The following is a 17,615-nucleotide window of genomic DNA, read 5'->3' as shown; positions in this document are numbered from 1 at the left end:
CCGGCAAGCGGGTGTTCGACGTGAGCATCGAGGGCAGCAAGGTGCTCAGCGCCTACGACATCGTGGCCAAGGCCGGGGCGGGCAAGGCGGCCGCCGTGGAGAGCTTCACGGTGAACGTCACCGACGGCACGCTCAACATCGCCTTCGCCCGCCTGGTCGACAACGCCCTGGTCTCCGCCATCGAGGTCATCTCCAGCTCTGGCGGTGTGGCTCCAAGTAGTATTGCTTCTTCCTCCAGCAAAGTAGTACTGGAACCTGCCTCTCATAAGAACCTTGAAGCGAGGGTTCATCCAAATCCATTTGACGAAAACATTTATATACTCCTTAACTCAGAGAAGGAAGATGAAGAGTATGAAGTGAAGGTGTATGATGTTTTAGGGAATACTGCTTATAAAAAGTCTTTCAAACCTAATGCCATTGGAGAAAATGAATTTGAAATCTCTCTGAAAGACTCACAATTAAGCGCTGGTGTTTACTTGCTCTATGTGGTTAGCAAAGACAAAAGCTTCAATAGAATGTTCAAGGTTTTGAAAAAGCCTTAATGAGAAGGTAGGTGTTTGTTTTACCCATTGGAAAAGTTAAAAGGGCTTTTTGAATTGGCATGTGCTTGCCTTGTTTAAATCTAAGCGAATCCTAGAACAGATGAGCTTTCATAATTAAGTTGAATAAATCGATGCAGGAGTTACTTGCATCGATTTATTTTTTTTGTGCCTTTTTTAAAGGTAAAATTTACAATTAAGTTGTAATTGTAAGGTGTTTTAATGCTGAAATTATTATTGGAATAATTTGTCCGTTTTGAATTTTAATAAAATTATAAAGTAGTTATTATTTGTAAACAGGTGTGTATTGTGTTTGAGGTTTATATTTAGTAATATAGTGTAGTGGCTATGGGCTGGTGTTTGGGATTCTTTTGCTGTGGCATTCAGGAATGTAGTTAAAGAGATGGAGGGGAATGGTTTTGGTTATGTTTGTTGAAATATTTTTATGTAGTATTTATGTATATACTCTGATTTTTTGTAGCTGTAATATTTAAGTTTTAAGCTTGATATTTTTATTTTATAAATAATTGAATTTGCTTTATTTTAATAGTTGTAAGGTGGGTTTGGGGGAAATGGGCGGTTGGTTTTATCTGGTTTTAGATATGTTTTTAAAATTTATGCTTTAAATAAGAATGTACAACAAAGATACAGTTAGTGGTCCCTCTTTTTCTATTTACAACCGACTATTCAGATTGATCTGGCAAATAGCTGCTTCACTATTTTTTGCTTATACCCCTAAGCAACTGCATGGGTGGAGGTCTTTTTTGTTAAGGTTATTTGGCGCTAAAGTGGGTAGAGGTGTACACGTTTATCCTAAAGTGAAAATTTGGGCGCCTTGGAATCTTCAACTGGAAGATCAATGCGGGATAGCAAACGGAGTTATTCTGTATTCGCAGGGTAAGATCATCATTGGGAAAAGGGCGGTTGTCTCCCAGGGAGCGCATCTTTGTACAGGCACACATGATTATACAGACCCGGGTTTCCCTTTAGTCACCAAACCAATAAGGGTAGGTGATTTTGCTTGGGTGGCCGCAGAGGCATTTGTGCATCCTGGGGTTACCATTGGAGAAGGGTGTGTTATTGGGGCAAGGTCGGTTGTGACAAAAGATATGCCACCTTGGATGGTATGCTCAGGTCACCCGTGCAGGCCCATTAAAGGAAGGGTGGAGGAGGAACTGAAGCAAAAGAGGTTCTTAGAACCTGTTTCTTGATAATATGTTGACAACAGTAGCTGTCTTTTTTACATATTCTGATTAAAATGGCACGTAAACTCGATCTTACAATAGCTATCCCAGTAAAAAACGAAGAAAGGAATTTGCCTGATTGCTTAAAGTCTATCGGGCAAAATCTGGCACAGCATGTTGTAATCATTGACTCAGGAAGTACTGACAATACGAAAGAAATTGCAAAGGCCTACGGGGTAGAGGTCATAGATTTCGTTTGGGATGGCAGATACCCTAAAAAGCGTAATTGGTTTCTGAGAAACCATACCCCTAAAACCAAATGGGTGCTTTTTCTAGACGCTGATGAATATCTAACCGATGATTTTAAATCTGAACTCAAGGCTACTCTTCATAACAGTGACAAGGTAGGGTTCTGGCTTAATTACTCAGTCTATTTCTTAGGAAAGCAATTGAAAGGAGGTTATCCTTTGAAAAAGCTGGCCTTGTTCCAGGTAGGTACTGGGGAATACGAGCAGATAGATGAAGATAAGTGGACCCAGTTAGACATGGAGGTGCATGAACACCCAATTCTGCAAGGAAAAGTAGGTGTCATCAAAAGTAAAATTGACCACCAAGACTTCAGGGGCATATCGCATTTTGTGGTAAAACACAATGATTATGCAGAGTGGGAAGCTGCCCGGTTTCTGAAAGCTTTCACAAATTCTCCTTCGCTACATTCCTGGACCTGGAGGCAGCGGCTAAAGTATCAACTGATGCAAAGTATTTTTATTGGCCCTGTGTTCTTTATGGGAAGTTACATCTTCTTGGGCGGATTTAAAGACGGAGCAAGAGGCTTTGCTTATGCTGTTCTTAAGATGTCTTATTTTATGCAGGTTTATTGTAAAATAAAGGAGAATAAACGGAGGATACACTTGGTAAAACAAGTCGGGTCTTTGGGAACTGGGGATGTTCTTTCAGATAGGTTAATTACCTGGCGCGAGAATTAAAATCTCTTTTCTGCAACCTGAAACTGCCTCGGTTTATTTAGAAGGATTCAATGCCCTTTCAGGTGGATAGTCACTTTTTTTAAGTGTTATACAGGCGTCTTTAAAGTTGGTTTACTAAATGGAATTTAGGTTATGAAGAAAAGAGTTTTGCTCATAAGTTATAACTTCAAACCAGAACCAACGGGTATTGGAAAGTATTGTGGCGAGCAAATTCAGTGGTTAGCAAACAGGGGGTATGATTGTACGGTGGTCACTACCTATCCCTACTACCCTTACTGGAAAGTTCAAGAACCTTACTTTAGTAATAGGTTTCTGTATTCTTCAGAAATCCAGTATTTTGAGTCTGGAGGTAGAATCAAGACTTTGCGGTGTCCTATCTACGTGCCAGCAAAACCGTCTGGTGTAAAAAGAATCATCTTAGATTTTACCTTCCTCCTGTCGGCGGGATTGAGGGTGCTGGGTTTGGTTGCCTCTAAAAAGTTTAATGTGGTCATTACCGTGGCCCCTTCTTTTCTGATTGGGTTTCTAGGGGTAATGTACAAGGCGATAAGAGGAGCAAAACTTATATATCATATCCAAGACCTGCAAATAGAAGCGGCCAGGGATTTGCAAATGATAAAGAACCAAAGAATGGTAGATATGCTGTTCAAATTAGAGAAAATTATCTTCAATAAGAGCGATGTGGTGAGCAGTATCTCAGAGAGCATGGTGGATAGAATCCAAAGCAAAGCAAAGAAGAAAGTATTTCTGCACCCTAACTGGACCGATACTTCTCAATTCTACCCAATCAATGATCAGGAAAGCCTGAAAGAACAGTTCGGGTTCCAGCCTATGGATAAGGTAATTTTGTATTCCGGAGCTATAGGAGAGAAGCAGGGCCTGGAAGCCATCCTCCAAGCCGCACATAGGTTCCGGGACCAGGAACACTGGAAATTTGTTATCTGCGGGTCTGGGCCTTGTAAGGCACGCCTTATGGACTTGGCCCAAAGCCTGAGCCTGCAAAACCTTGTTTTCTTGCCCTTACAGCCTTTTGAGAAGTTCAACCAGTTTTTGAATATGGCTGACGTTCATTTAGTTATTCAGAAAAGTATTGCCAGTGATTTGGTTATGCCTTCTAAACTGACCACCATTTTAGCCGTTGGTGGCTTGGCCTTGATCACCGCCAACCCCGGTACCGGCTTGTATACGCTTGTTAATAAGCATAAGATGGGCATTCTTGTGGAAGCTGAAAATCAGGAGGCATTGAATACTGGTATATGGAATGCTTTGGCTGGTGCCAGTAATGAAAGTATCAGGTCTGCGGCTTGTGCGTATGCAGAAAAGTACCTTTCAATTGAAAACGTCATGCAATCCTTTGAAGAGCATGTGTTGTCAAATTCCACAGATTTTAGCACAACCACTAACGCAGCTTTGGCACCCAATGAACAGGAGTTGCTTGAGGTGAATGGCTAGAGCTGGTGTTGGACTTACGGGAACTACCTGTTTTTGCCCTTATTTTATGAAAAGAGCTAAAAATAGGAATGGTCAGGTAGCAAAATCAGGGTGCAGGAATGGACCTCACAAGCGGGGATGAGGGTGGAATTGAAAGTAGGTTCAGTCTGACTGTTTTCTCCCCACTATGATTGCTTCAGTGCTTGCCACACCCTTAACGCATGTGGCTTGATGGCAAAAAAATCTTCGTAGGCATCTCTGGCGTTGTTTCTCATTTGGCCTCTCTCTTCTTCTGATAAATCAATCCAGGTGCTTAGTAGCTCTTTTGTGCCTTCTTCTGTGTCTTTTGCTACCAAGCCGCCTCCAACCTGGGCAATTTCCCTCCAGATATTTACCTGGTCAGAGATTAGAACTGGTTTTCTGCAAGCCAGTGCCTCCACCACGGCAATGCCAAAATTCTCTTGATGGCTTGGCAGAATAAAAGCCTCGCAACCATAAAAAGCCCCCCATTTAGAGTCACCTGCCAGCATGCCAGGAAAGTAGATAGACCTATTGCCCGACCGGGCAGTTTCTTCGGCTTGTTTCTGTAGCATTTTCCCGTAAGGTGTGTCCAAACCCGGTCCGGCGATCACAAGGGCTGGCCATTGCCTGGTAGGTGCGAGTGTGCTGCTAAGAGATACATCATCTGCTTCGGCTAACTCAGGAACGGGCTTAAGGAGGTGGTGACGAATGGTCAACTCAGAATAAGCTTTAACGAGAAGATCAATGCCTTTTTTTTCGTGTATTCTGCTTAGGAAAAGAAGGTAAGGACGGGTCTGCAATTCAGGGCAAAGCGTGAGGAAAGATTCCTGCATGCTTGTAGTAAGCTTTGGGGGTTCAGGAATACCATAGCCTACGTTTACCTCCCTTTTCGGGAAATAAGGCCTAAAAGGCTGGCGTGCCAGGCTAAGCTCAGCTTCACAGGTAAATAGAACTCCAGCCGCTTCATTGATGATACGGCCTTCAATCAGTTTCCAATAAACCCAGTTCCTTAGGGCCTTTAATTTTCTACCCGCCGCTTTCTGGAAGTAGGGATCCAGCATGCCATGGGGCATGACAAAAAGGTTGGGTAGTTTGTTGCTTCCGGGTTGGGAGGCTGTTTTTCTCAATCTTAACTTATTTAAGGCTTTCCTGACGGCATAACCATGATGAAGCCAAAGGCCGTGCACAATGACCGCATCAAACCGGGGGAGGTTTTCAAGAAGCCAGGGGGTAAGTTTTGGTGAGTAGTTCCAAGGTCCTTTACCCTGCCCCAAGGCATGGATTGTAAATTCATCTTTTCCCATAAACGATGCCTCTGGAACGTCTAAACAAACTACCTCATTGGATACTCCCAACTTTTCAAGCTCAGGAATAGAATTCCGGATACCCTGGCAGGGACCACCGCTTGCCGGATTCATACTACCAATTACCCGTAATATCTTCATCAGAGATCCGCTTTAAGTTTTTACATCAATGAACAAAGCCCTCTGCTCTGGTAAAATACTTTGCGTGTTGGGGAATTTCACTAATCGCCTTTGCCGGTACCCCGCCGTACAGGGTCCACTCATCTTGCTGCGGTTTGTTAAGCAATGACTTTGCACCCAAAACAGAGAAAGAAGGCAAAAAGGCCCCTCCCAGTACCACCACATTGGTCCCCACAAAAGCATATTCTCCAATAAAAATAGGAGCGCAGTCTTGCCTATTCTCAAACACGTTGATGGAGTGGGTGAGAAATTGGGAATTATAACCGGCTATGGTGGAGTATTGCCCAATGGAGATGGTGTCTGTACAGTCAATATGGTGGTTTTTTGTGATGGCCGCACATGCACCCAACCTAAGTTCGGCTTTCCTTCCGGTGTTGTGTTTGAAATGAAGCGAACCACTTTTTGTAGGAAAGCCCGTGATCCAGTTCCCTCTGCCTATTTTTGATTTTTGGCCCATCTCAATCAAATCCAGGTTTATAGCTACGGTTAAATGGTCTATTTGGGCTCCCGGTGCCATTATTAGCTTCCTGGGGAAAATCCATGCAAAACCAATACGGGCCGAAGGGTGTATTTTGTAGCCAAACCAGGCTTCCAGGGCTTTTCGCCTAAGAAACCAGGGAAGAAGAAAAGTAATGCACTTCAAGAACATATGAGTTGAGCTTCTTTTTGCTTGATGCCATGAAGCTCCAGATAGGAGCCAATAATCTGTTTTCTGGAAAAGCGGCTGCAATTAGCAAGGCCTCTTTCTATCAAATCTGTTTGGATGAAGGAATCATTCAGGGAGAGGAGGGCTGCCGCGAATTCTTCTGGTTTATTAGGGTCACAATGGAGGGCGGCGCCTCCGCTCACTTCAGGCATGGGAGCTATATTGCTTGCAATAACAGGGGTGCCGCAAGCCTGCGCTTCAATGACCGGCCAGCCGAACCCTTCAGAATGAGAGGGAAAAATAAAGGCTTGGCAGGTATTGTAAAGCGCCTCTAAGGTGGCATGGTTAGGATTGACAATGGAGAAAACCCTTTCCTCCAAACCAAGTCGTTGCACGTGTGCTACCAGGGAAGGATCAAGGGGTTTGCCGGCATAGCAGATGTTTCCTTTCCATTTGTCTCCAAGCTTGTCTACCATGTCTAAAAGAAGCTTTCTGTTTTTCCTAGGTAGCGCAGAACCTACATGGAGAATGAAGGGAGCATCAAGGGGAAGGTTTTTATTCTTTAAAGTTTCTATTGCTTTCTTTTCAGGTATAAGTTCAAAGTCGGCATTGAATGCATTGTAGATGACTTTCCAGTCTTTCTGTTCTGGTTTTGCGCCTACGCTGAGGTCCTTTAATTGGCTGAGCGTAAGGTTAGAAACGCATGCCAAAGACACCGCAGAACTTAAATGTTTTAAGATCCAGTTCTGTAAAATCTTCCCAAAACCCGAAGCTGTAACATAGGTGTCTGGGTAGCCCTTTGCAGCTCTTATGGCAATCACATCATGGCAGGTAATGCTGGTTTTAGAAGAAGGCAGATATTGCAGGTATGGGGCATTGGAATGATCGCAAATGTGAAACCTGACTTCTTTGTCTTTCGCCATGATCTGAGATACCCGCCACTGCAGCAGAAAACAAAAGAGAATCCATTTGTCCAGGTACCCCATCCATTTTCCTAAACCAGAGGTGGTGCTCTGGAACAATGCCCCAAAAAAGACGACTGGCCGCCAAATCTCAGAGGCATGCCCGGCCTCCTGAAAGCCATGGTGCAGCATCTGGGCAAACCTTTCCATGCTCTCCTGCTTATCCCGGGGGTAATTGCCTATCAATATGAACTTAGCCATATTTGCTCGTTAAGGTGCGTGTTGAATTCCTTTCTGGTCAGTTGAAATCAGTCTCTACTCTGGGAAGCCATGTACAAGTATGCTTCATGATATTGGGCTTTTAAGGAAGGAGGGTTTGGCTTTTTGAAGGCCTAAGGGAGGCAATCATCAAACCTCCGATAAGGGTAGAGAAACCGAGCGCGGAAGGTTGGGCCCACTGCCCCTGTGGTACTATCAATAACCCGAAGCTTAGGAGCATCCAAGGGAGTAAGTCTCCTGTTACCAGTTTTTTATAAGCGGCTACCGAAATTTTAAGACAGAACCCTAACCTGATCAGGATAATAGCCAGGCCAAGGAAAAGCCCTAACTCCCCAATCAATCTTCCCCATTCTCCTTCTGAGATAAGGAAAGTTTTGCCACCTGACAGAAGCATACTACCTACGTTGGTGCCCATTCCCATCCCATAGCCAAAGAAGGGCAGGCCCTCGTTGCCCTGCAGAGAGCCAATCAAGCCCCCTAAGTACCGGTCTAACAAGACGCCTTCCAAGCCGTTTTCATTGGTGGTGGCAAGTTCAAAGCGGGTGGTAAATGCCTCCATGGCTGTTCCAAAGAAGCTGGTTTGGCTTAGGAGTAAGAGGGTAACGGCCATACCAATACTAGCCAGGATAAATTTGCCCGCATATTTTGGTTTGCGCGACACCGCAATGACGGCAAAAATCAGACTTACCCCAATCTGGAAAAATAAGCCACGGCTAATAGAAAGCGGTATGGCGGCAATCAATGCAGAAGTAGCCCCAATTAAAATAGGTTTACTTATTTTTTCAGTATTGAACCAGAAGTAAATAATAAACGAGGCCGCAAAGCCGTAAAAGAGGGTGAGTCCGTTGGTAAAGGAGAAGGTGCCCGGAGGCCGGAGGTACCCTAATGCTCCGCTAAAGCCCGCACCCGCTACATCTCCTCCCACACCCCTGTTTACCCAAGCCGTTTGCGGGCTATAAAACTGAAAAGCTATCAAAACTGCCATAGGAATGGCCATCCAAAGGGTAACTTTCCCAATTCTGATCACATCATCCTGGTTGAAGAGCCGCCCTATGGCGAACATCATTGGGAAATGCAGCAGTAAGATACGGGCCCCATATAAGGCAACCATAATATTCCCGTGGCCTAACAACGTGGCGGTGAAAATGCTGACGATGCCAATCAGCACGGGACCCAGTAAATATGGGTGAGAAGGAAACAGGCCTCGGTGCAGGGTCTTTGCCACAATCCAAAGCGCTATGGGGTCCCGGACAATCAACAAGGGAGTTGCCAAACCCGGAAATACCCATTTGCGGATGGCGCCTTCAAAGATGAGCAGTATGAAGTAAAGCCAGATTGCCTTCTTTAGCAGCTGGTCTGATTCTGACAAAGACGGGTTTGCTCTATAGCGGAAGTTCTCAAGCGTTGCTGCCTGAGTATCTAAAATGCCCTGCGGATTTCTGGTATAAGCGCGCATGTTGTTGAAATAAACCTAATTATAATTTAAGACTGTAGTTGCCAATTCTCGGCCGTAAACTTCCCAGGGGCGTTTGCGAGCGGTTTCCATGGCCGCTTTCCCCGCAGATTTGATGGTGTCAGGGTGCCCGATAAGTTTTTCAATAGATGCTCTCAGGGCATCTGCAGACCCTGCCTCCACCAACCAGCCAGAATGATCATGGGTGATAAGATCAGGGCCAGCCGTTCTTTCGGTGGTGATGACCGGGGTACCCTGAGACATGGCTTCTGAAATTACCAGACCAAACCCTTCAAAAAGAGAGGGGAAAACAAGTGCGTCCTGGGTGCGCATAAGGGAAAGCACATCTGCATGCGATAAACTGGGAATCCAGCGGTGGTTTGCCAGAGCCGTATCTAATGCAGGGCAGTTTGTGCTGGGTTTTCGCCCCACAATGGTCAGTTCCACATGCTTTCCAAGCGGGGTCACGGCGGCAAACAAATCGGCGATGCCCTTACGCTGGGAAAGCCCTCCTACAAACAGCAGCTTCAACCGTTTGCTTCCAGAGCCCGAGGAATAGTCCCTGCCGTTGATTACTGGAGGAAACCCGTAGGGGATGATTTCTATGGGGGCAAGAGCACCAGGATAGTCTTGTAAAGTTTTGGCGGTAAATTGGCTGGCTACAAAAATCCGGTCGGCTAACCGTAGTTCTTCGTCTTTACGCGCAAGCTTCTCTTCTGAGTCCTGAAGGCCCTTCAGGGTAGAGGCCCATTCAGGTTTCTGGAGCCGCTCGTTTTCCCACAGCCTTCTGGCAGTTCTCCAGTATCCAATGGGCAGATCGTATAGGCAGTGGAGGTGTAAGTTCTTGGCCTTTTTAAAAGAGTCCAAAGCACCGTCTTCAAAGGCATAGACCGCATTGGCTCCCTTTTTCAGGCCCGAGGTTATCTTGGACGCTACATGCCGGTCAAATTTGCGGTAAACCGCATCAATGCAGAACAGGCCGGTCTCGTGTTGCGTGAAAGGAGAAAGACCTGCCTTCGTGGCCAGGAGCCGACCTGCTTCCATCCATGGCCAGGTTTTGGTGACTGTTTTCAGGCTGGGGTCAAACCGTCTTCTACGTATTTCCTTCAATGGCCCAATCCCGCCAAAATTATCCAAGGCACTCCCGGGAAAAGAAGCGATAGAGGTTCTGAATTCAGAAAGCATGCCCGCTTCCTGGAAGCCGCGCGCCGCTGCCCGTACATTAGCATTTCCTGTTGGATGGGATAGAATAACCATGGGGCCTGAACGCTAATTAGGTGTTAAATTCAGCTTTAATGCTTCTTTCCATCTCTGCACGACCGCAGGGGCGGAAAACTTCTCAGCATAGAGCCGTTTCTGGGTTTCTTTTGAAATCTTGCCTGCCGCAAGGTCGGCTGCGAACAGCTCCACTGATTTCTTGATCTGCTCATAATCTGAATTAGCCGGTATTACTCTGGTTGAAACAGGATCACAGGCTATATCAGGAACCCCGCCGCGGTCTGTTGCCAACCAGGGAGTGCCGGCACTCATCACTTCCAGAAGGCTTATCGGCAATCCCTCGGGGTGCACGGAAAGCAGCAAGAATCCATCCAGCAAACCCAAAACCTTTTTAAGCTCTGTTACACCGGAGAAAGGGCCATGGTACCGCACCCTGGGAAAATTTTCAAAGTAGGAGAACGGATAGGCTTCCCCTTTTCCCCATATGTGAAATTCAACGCCCCCTAATGCCGGTTCTTCACTTAGCTTGCACAACAGGTCAATACCTTTTTCCGGAATCAGGCGGCCGTAATAACCCAGCTTTATCTTCCCGTTTTTGGTAAGAGGAAGCGGTTCCACCTCAATCTCCCGGGAGAGGCAAGGGATGGTATCAATGGTCCGGCTTAAAGCAGCCGACATTTCCAGGGCATTTCTGTGCGAGCAGGCAATAACTGTATCGGCTTTCTTGAGGGTGCCTATATAGTTGCTCCCCCAAGTGGCCTGGTCTTCTTTGTCTCCCGCAGTATGATGGTGGTGAACCCAGGTTCCTTTTATTCTAAGCAGTTTAGGTAAAACACCAATGCTTTCTCCCTGACCGTTGGTGTAGAGGGCATCATACTGGTTAAACTTCAATCTAAAAGCCACGGAAACCAGCCAGATGAGTCTTTCTGCCGAGGATTTGTTTTTGCCTAGAAAAACGTTCCGGCATTTGGCCCGGTACAGTTCCTCTGTGGCCGGAGGTATTCTGGAGTTAAGGACAATCAGGTCAATGATGACAGATTTGTCACTCATTTTCTGGCAGAACTCAAGAAGATGGCTTTCTATTCCGCCGGTGGGTAAAAGCTGAGTGGAATAAACAACTATCTTTTTCATGGTCTTCCTTTTAATACCCTCCTCTAAAAAGCTTATGAGTTCACTTGTTCAATGGCTCTTTCTCTGAAAACCCTTTTCATCTGCTCGTTCGCTAACCCTGATGTACATGCCGCCTTAACTCCCATTCTGTAAAGCTTTGCCATTAAAGTAGCCCTTTGCTTTATTTTTTGGAGTGCTGCCGTATCTGGGTTCCGCATTACATTGCCCCCCATGGCCACAGATTTGCTTACAATGGAAGAAAGGAACTCTTTCCTTTTTATCAGGGCAGCCTGGTTGACAACCGGTTTGGAGAAAGCGTTAGCGGCCAGCACATCTTCATAGGAAATAATGTCCAGGAACTCTGCTACGGTGGCCAACCTGGGGTCTGAGGGGTTAGGATGAATCAGCATCACGTTTGCGCCCATTCCAAGACAAGGTAAGGCGCAATGAATTTTGGTGGTTACCACCAGGGCCGCCCTGCAATATCTTTCAAGAAGCGAATTCATGTGGGGTTCTGATTTCTGCATGAATTCCTGAATGGTTCCGCTTACATCTGGCGGGTCATGTGAAACCCTAACCATGGAAGTCCCCAGCAAACCTTCTAACTTCAGTTTTACCTTTTCAGGGATAGGGTGGTCAATGTTGTCAACGAGTAAAATTTCGCCTTCGCCGGTGGTATTGATGGGGGCTCTTTTTGCGGTGGTGATAGTTAGGCAACTGGAGTAGTAGGCGGGGATACCCCATCCTAAAAACAGTTTCAAGGTTTTTGCATCTCTGCACCCAATAGGTGCATGCTTCTTGAAATGGTCTCTGACTTTTCTGTTTAATAGTAGTTCTGACTGGGCAACGTGAACAGAGACGTAGACCGGTTGTATGTTATCAGGTGGAGGAAATTTGTCAAAGGAATGCATGTACCAGCCATTTGCCACGAGTAACCCAGGTTCTGCAGCATCTATCTCTGCCAAGGCTTCCCGGTTTACCACCAGAGCATTTTCTGGTAAGAAATACTTAGCCACCATGCCTTGTAAGACATCTCCAATATTATTCCTGAGGTCTCCCTCAATCTGGTAGTAATATTTCATAATAAGCAACTGATAAAATGAAGTAATTCAATCTGCGCAAGTACTCGCTTCTTTGGATAGGATAGGTGGAAGGATGTGTTTGACTTGTTTTAAGAATAACTGTTAAATAGCGCTACCAAATCATGCCGGTCTTTGGTCCAGGGGTGGTGTAGGAAATCTGGGCTATCTGGTTTTGCCCCGTTAAAATGGAGAATGTGTACATCTTTTGACGCCTCTATAACTTTTCTCCTAAATCTTATTGGAATTTGGTTATTTTCTATGGCATTAAAAAACCTTGCTTGAAAATTCATTCTAAAATCAAAGGAGATAGGCTTGTTGAATTTCTGCATCCACAGGTAAATGATTTCCTGGTCACCTACGGTGCTGGCCCTAAACTCCTTTAAGATCTTCAATAGCGCCCGGTATTTATCTGGGGTTCTGTCTTGAGGTCCAATCCTTAAAACGCCTGAGTTCATAGAGGCGAACGGAGGTAAAAAGATGCCCATGGCCAACGCTTTGCAATAAGCGTTAGCAAGCTTATAAGCCTTGCTCAGCAACGGACGGTTGAAGGAGAAGACAGGTAAAATCCGTTCGTTGGCGGCGCTTATCCCCAGAAAGGAATCCTCCACCATAAAGGCGCTTAAATCTTTCAGTACCAACATGTCTGCATCTAACACCAGAATGTTGTTGTATTCTGAGAACAGGTCGCTCCAGAAATTCACGATGAAGAAGCCGGCATCATTAAAAGATTTTGATTCAAACTTCTCATTCTTGTCTATAAGCAGCTCCCGGTATTCAAACGCTTGCGGGTTGAAGCGTTTTGGGGATACTTTAGGGATAAGAGAGAAAAAGTCCTCCAACTCCCTGTCAACATCTGGGGTGAGAAATAAAAGAATAGGTGGGTGATTCACCCAGTTCTTCTTAATGGAGTTGATTAAAGTCTTTGCGTAGCGCGCAAAATCCTGATTCACAACAATGGCAATCGCGTTCTCTTTTGATGGTTGACCAAGCATGGCTTAATGTATTTCAAGAGCTAACCTTGTTGACAAACTCCGCCTTGTTCAAGGATTCAATGAATTTCTGGGCTATTTCCTGCAGTCTGGGTTTGGGGGCTTGCTTGGCGAAAACAGCTTCAAAACCCGATTCGCAGAAAAGTAGTTGGTCTGTAAACAAGTCGGTGGAGGCGGGATCCAGAATCTCCAGGGGCATGCTGCCTCTGAGTAAAACCGGGAGCCCATGCTCCAGCATAGCCAGGGTTGCCCCGCTTTTACCCCACATGGTAAAGTCAGACCTGGAAATGCCCACGTCAGCTAACTGAAGTTGCAGGGAAATTTCATGGGGCGGTAAACGGCCTAGTTCCCGTACATACTCTTTGCCCAAAACAAGGCTAGCTGCCTTTAAGGCGGCTTCTGCATGGGGACCTCCCTCTCCAAAAGATACCAATTCAGCCTTCAACCCCTTGAATTGCGCCGCTTTAGACAAAAACAACACCTGAGATCTGAAATCATCCAGCAAACCGGTGAAACTTCCGAAATGGACTATTCTCAAGCGGTCTTCCTGCTTTCTGGCGTATCCGTCCACAGGAACGATGGGAATATTTCCGAACAGGGGAAGGAGCTTGGTTTCTGGTTGCGGCAGTTGTTTTCTGTAGATGTCAATGGTGGTAGTGATGTGGTCAGGGGCAGTCCTTCTGAGCAGATCCCTGATAATGAGTTTCTGGGCTTGTTTTAGCAAACCCATTTTAAAACCCACTTTACCGTCAACTCCCACCCAAAGTTCATGGAACATGATATGGAGTTTGCTTCCTTTGGTCAGTTCTTTTAAGGATAGATTCAGCAAAAAGGGCAATCCTTTTTCGTGAAAAGAAAAGGGAACGTATTGCAAGCTAATCCAGTCAGGTCCAAACTCCTCCAAGTGCGCTCTTGCCATAAAAAACCGGGATTTAGCGGCAACCCCCGTAGGTAGTCGCACAACCTGTATGGAGATACTGCCCACTTCCTGGGTTTCTTTTAGCGGTATAGAGCAATACTTATCGTTTAGGGCAATAATAGATACCTGGTGGGCTTGCTTGATCAATTCTCCGGCAAGTCGCCGGGTGTAATCGCCCACGCCATCGCAGTCAGGTTCAAGGGAGCCGCAAAGGAAAACTACTCTCATCTCTTTACAGGACCGGTTCAAGTACAGTGGCTTCTGTTTTGGCTCGCTCTGTTTCAGGTGCCTTTTTGTTAAAAGTGAAGACAACTGATTGCAGTTGTTCCTGGATGTAATGGAGCAGCGTATTGATTAGAAGGATGATACCGGTTATCTCCAAGGTTTCCTCAATGGTGAATATGACAGAATAGAGGATGCCTTCCCTTCCGTAGTTTTCTACAATCCAACCTCCCACCATTTCCATGCCCAGGGTGCCTGATATAAAAATTAGGCCGGCCAGAAAGAAGTTACGGCTATACTTAGCGGGTAGAGACAGCAGAAACCTGATATAGGCTATGCTGAAAATGACCACGAACAAGCCGGCTCCCAGTACCCAGGAAAACAAGAATATGCCTGTAGGCTTTAAAGTATTAAAAGGAATAGCCAACATTTCATGAAATTGAAAACCTTCGTCACAAGCCAGAAGGCAAAATATTAGGGAGAGCCCGGCCCAATGTTTATAGAAAGGGTCTCCCGTTGATTTCTTCGCTTTGGAGATCAGGAAGAATAAGAAAGCGGAAAAGAATAAGATGGAGGTTGAAAAGAAGGCCGGCACGTTTCCCTCACTGTCCATGTAAAATTTTTGAATGAAGGTGAAAACAGACTCATAGCCCAGCACATTTCTCAGATAGCAGGCTATAAGGTTTAAAGCCACCAAGACCAAAGTAGTTTTTATCAAGAAGGATATTACTTTGGAAGGGATTACAGGCATGATAATCTGGGTATCTTTATGCATGTCAATTTGAATTAAACTTATGAATCAAGCGGGTGATAGATAATCTGCCTTGTATAGGTTTATACAATAGTGGAGAGCTTAAATAGGTTGGGTTAGGTATGTTTAACTTGGGAAATTTTCAAGATGCTGAAAATGGTGTTGATGAGTACCTGTATAAAGGCTATGAAAATGTTGAATAACAAAATGCCCTGCAGGGTAGCCACATCAAAAAGGAAAGCTCCAATTACCAGAGAAAGGACATTGAGGGGGATGGAAACAAAGGGATTGATTGCCCAGCCCCTGCTTGTGTATAAACCATACGAGATGGTAGAAATCAAGCCAAGGCAACTTCCTGCTATTTGTAAAAAGACTTCATCTTGCAGATTGGTGTAGTTTTTACCTAAAATCCATAACACTTCAGAAGGAAACAGCCACACTATGCTTAGTATCATGGTGCTTAACAGCGTGACCATGAACTGAATCTGGACATAACGGCTGAAAAGTAGTCTGGCATTGTGTTGCAGGCGGGCAAACCGCGGGAAAGTAAGCGTACTGAACAGGACTCTTATTACCACCAACGCCAAAGAGAGCCTGCTCATGGCACCTACTTGGGCTACGGCTTCGGTGGTGCCAAAGCTGGAAATGAGCCACAGCGTTAACTGACCAGATAAGCAGTAATAGATAGATCCAGGAAGGATTCTAGAGACAAAAGTTAAGATCTCTTTCCTTACCGCTGGGTCTGGCTCTTGGTGCAAATCGGCGTAACGGGCAGATAGCCTATGCAGTTTTAAGTTTGCCCAAATTTGGGGTAAACCACCAGCTAGCACTGCTACAAAAGCCCATGGGAAGGCAAACATGGTTAAGCCAATAAGGGTTAGCCTCCCTAAATTTACCTGGATATGGTTTTTCTGAAGGGGCACAATATCCTGGCGTAGCTTCAGGGCCGTTTCAAGCAGGGTGCCCGACAATGCTGATAAAAAAGCAGGGATCAGACTAGCCGTGATCAACCCCGCCATCAACCAGCTTGCCTGGTGGTGTCTCAGCAGATAGAGCAGGAGGGGAACGGCGATAGCCAGGCTGCCAATGGCAAACTTTTTTCTTAGCTCCAGCCCTGTATTTATGACAATGCCCAATTGCTGAGGGTTTTTCCACACCTTTCCACCTTGGGCCATCACGCCGGTGGAGATGCCCCCATCTGCTAAAATGGTCATTGTGCCAAGCATGGTGTTTGCCAGTGTATAAAGGGCATACTCATGCGTGGGGAGCAGCCGAATGACCAGGATGCCGCTCAGAAACCCCGTGATTTGTACCAGTAACTGAGCCGACCCCGTAAGGGTAATCAGCTTCCCCCATTCAATAGCCTTAGAATAGTATGACTTCTTGTATTTATGTTCAGCAACTGCTCTCATGACCTAAATAAATGAAAAGCTGATGTTCTGACTTAAATCACTAGTATGTTTTTGAGCGACTTTCAGCGATTTCAGCTTAAAACGGCAATGCCATTTTGAATACTTTGTTCACTTTGAGGTGAATTCTTTGGGGGAGAGTCCAGTGATTGGTCCAGTGTACCTGAAAGGAATTCCATCTCTTGATTTCAAGTTGCCTGGTGGTTGCCGGGGAGGTAGACAAGAGTTTTATAAGAGAGTTAGCCAAGTAGCCCGCCACCACCTCCGGGCTGAAATATTCTTTCCAGTACTGGTAAGCAGCCTGGCCTAACCTGCTGTAACTACCTTCTTGCTCTTTCAGAAAAGAATAAAGCTGGTCTGTTTTGTTCTGGGGGTAAAACAAAGCAAACTCGTTCCAGTCTGGCCCCGGGGGCGGAACAAACTCATCGGCAATGATCACGGGACATCGGCCAAGGGCCATGCTTTCATAAATCCTGAAGCTAACGGGGGCCCACCCTGCGGGGCAGAGTGAAAACTTGGCGTTCCGGATAAGTTGAATGTATCGTTCCTTTTCTTCTTGCTGGTGGTTTAGCCAGCTGTCTGTGGCCTCTATCTGGAATTCTGGATTTGATTTCAGGCTTTTGATGAGCTCTACTCTTATTTTGTTTGACTTGGTGTTTCCTCTCCAGCTGGCCAGGAAAAAAGGTGGCTCATCAACCAGGCTTTCTGAGAAGATTAGTTTGTTGGGGTACTCCATGTAAGGAACAGAGGCATGGATAGCTCCATCAAATCGCGTTTTAGGTAAGCTGGTGTATAGGCCTCTTAAAAGCCCGGTTGCGCAATCATCCCTATTGATAGTGTAGACCTTGGAAGCAAAGTCATTGATTAATGCATCTTTCAGTAAGCTCTTGATATATCTGAAATCTTTGTAAGACTCTTTTTCCTGGATTATGAGGGCATCGGCGGTGTCTGGTGAAAAGACTTCCTCCACAGATCCAGTACTCAAAAGCG

The 17,615-nt window shown here is 45.6% G+C and carries 16 protein-coding genes; 4 read left to right on the top strand and 12 right to left on the bottom strand.

All coding sequences use genetic code 11. The features are described 5' to 3' along the window. The 4 genes from J3P34_RS08435 to J3P34_RS08420 form a co-directional block, all read left to right on the top strand. Nucleotides 1–542: malectin domain-containing carbohydrate-binding protein (locus tag J3P34_RS08435; protein ID WP_210487843.1), on the top strand; the 542-nt coding region annotated here is incomplete at its 5' end. 629 nt (nucleotides 543–1,171) lie between these two features. Beyond that, nucleotides 1,172–1,750, top strand: a complete 579-nt coding sequence (locus J3P34_RS08430; protein ID WP_246853605.1) for a WcaF family extracellular polysaccharide biosynthesis acetyltransferase — start codon at nucleotides 1,172–1,174, stop codon at nucleotides 1,748–1,750. 47 nt (nucleotides 1,751–1,797) lie between these two features. Then, on the top strand, nucleotides 1,798–2,709 hold the full coding sequence (locus J3P34_RS08425) for a glycosyltransferase family 2 protein (protein WP_210487842.1): 912 nt from the start codon (nucleotides 1,798–1,800) through the stop codon (nucleotides 2,707–2,709). 132 nt (nucleotides 2,710–2,841) lie between these two features. Then, complete coding sequence (locus J3P34_RS08420) at nucleotides 2,842–4,161, top strand: WcaI family glycosyltransferase (protein ID WP_210487841.1); 1,320 nt, start codon at nucleotides 2,842–2,844, stop codon at nucleotides 4,159–4,161. A gap of 164 nt (nucleotides 4,162–4,325) precedes the next feature. On the opposite strand, the gene J3P34_RS08415 is transcribed toward J3P34_RS08420, so the two are convergent. From J3P34_RS08415 to J3P34_RS08360, 12 genes are all read right to left on the bottom strand, one after another. Next, complete coding sequence (locus tag J3P34_RS08415) at nucleotides 4,326–5,606, bottom strand: glycosyltransferase (RefSeq protein ID WP_210487840.1); 1,281 nt, start codon at nucleotides 5,604–5,606, stop codon at nucleotides 4,326–4,328. A gap of 25 nt (nucleotides 5,607–5,631) precedes the next feature. Then, nucleotides 5,632–6,294 (bottom strand): acyltransferase, encoded by a 663-nt coding sequence (locus tag J3P34_RS08410; protein ID WP_210487839.1) that lies wholly within the window; start codon nucleotides 6,292–6,294, stop codon nucleotides 5,632–5,634. Beyond that, complete coding sequence (locus tag J3P34_RS08405) at nucleotides 6,285–7,385, bottom strand: glycosyltransferase family 4 protein (RefSeq protein ID WP_246853604.1); 1,101 nt, start codon at nucleotides 7,383–7,385, stop codon at nucleotides 6,285–6,287. The genes J3P34_RS08410 and J3P34_RS08405 overlap by 10 nt, the downstream gene beginning before the upstream one ends. Nucleotides 7,386–7,554: 169 nt before the next feature. After that, nucleotides 7,555–8,928 (bottom strand): hypothetical protein, encoded by a 1,374-nt coding sequence (locus J3P34_RS08400; protein ID WP_246853603.1) that lies wholly within the window; start codon nucleotides 8,926–8,928, stop codon nucleotides 7,555–7,557. A gap of 15 nt (nucleotides 8,929–8,943) precedes the next feature. Beyond that, nucleotides 8,944–10,182 carry a glycosyltransferase family 4 protein gene (locus tag J3P34_RS08395; RefSeq protein ID WP_210487835.1) on the bottom strand — a complete coding sequence of 413 codons (1,239 nt, stop codon included), beginning with the start codon at nucleotides 10,180–10,182 and terminating at the stop codon, nucleotides 8,944–8,946. A gap of 12 nt (nucleotides 10,183–10,194) precedes the next feature. Then, nucleotides 10,195–11,274 carry a glycosyltransferase family 4 protein gene (locus J3P34_RS08390; RefSeq protein WP_210487833.1) on the bottom strand — a complete coding sequence of 360 codons (1,080 nt, stop codon included), beginning with the start codon at nucleotides 11,272–11,274 and terminating at the stop codon, nucleotides 10,195–10,197. A gap of 32 nt (nucleotides 11,275–11,306) precedes the next feature. Continuing rightward, nucleotides 11,307–12,335: a polysaccharide pyruvyl transferase family protein gene (locus J3P34_RS08385; protein WP_210487830.1), complete on the bottom strand. Its 1,029-nt coding sequence runs from the start codon at nucleotides 12,333–12,335 to the stop codon at nucleotides 11,307–11,309. A gap of 89 nt (nucleotides 12,336–12,424) precedes the next feature. Further along, complete coding sequence (locus J3P34_RS08380; RefSeq protein ID WP_210487828.1) at nucleotides 12,425–13,327, bottom strand: glycosyltransferase; 903 nt, start codon at nucleotides 13,325–13,327, stop codon at nucleotides 12,425–12,427. A 13-nt stretch (nucleotides 13,328–13,340) separates the two neighbouring features. Then, the gene (locus J3P34_RS08375; protein ID WP_210487826.1) at nucleotides 13,341–14,471 is read right to left on the bottom strand and encodes a glycosyltransferase family protein; all 1,131 of its coding nucleotides are present in this window, start codon (nucleotides 14,469–14,471) and stop codon (nucleotides 13,341–13,343) included. Between the two features lie 4 nt (nucleotides 14,472–14,475). Further along, nucleotides 14,476–14,850, bottom strand: coding sequence for a hypothetical protein (locus J3P34_RS08370; RefSeq protein ID WP_210487824.1), 375 nt, complete (start codon nucleotides 14,848–14,850; stop codon nucleotides 14,476–14,478). A gap of 482 nt (nucleotides 14,851–15,332) precedes the next feature. After that, nucleotides 15,333–16,628 carry an MATE family efflux transporter gene (locus tag J3P34_RS08365; protein WP_210487822.1) on the bottom strand — a complete coding sequence of 432 codons (1,296 nt, stop codon included), beginning with the start codon at nucleotides 16,626–16,628 and terminating at the stop codon, nucleotides 15,333–15,335. Between the two features lie 76 nt (nucleotides 16,629–16,704). Then, the gene (locus J3P34_RS08360; protein WP_210463532.1) at nucleotides 16,705–17,610 is read right to left on the bottom strand and encodes an exostosin domain-containing protein; all 906 of its coding nucleotides are present in this window, start codon (nucleotides 17,608–17,610) and stop codon (nucleotides 16,705–16,707) included. Nucleotides 17,611–17,615: the final 5 nt, after the last annotated feature.

It is taken from the genome of Rufibacter aurantiacus (assembly GCF_017916345.1).
Classification (GTDB): domain Bacteria; phylum Bacteroidota; class Bacteroidia; order Cytophagales; family Hymenobacteraceae; genus Nibribacter; species Nibribacter roseolus.
The sequence above is the reverse complement of the archived record's forward strand: the minus strand, read 5'-3'. Positions and strand labels throughout refer to the sequence as shown.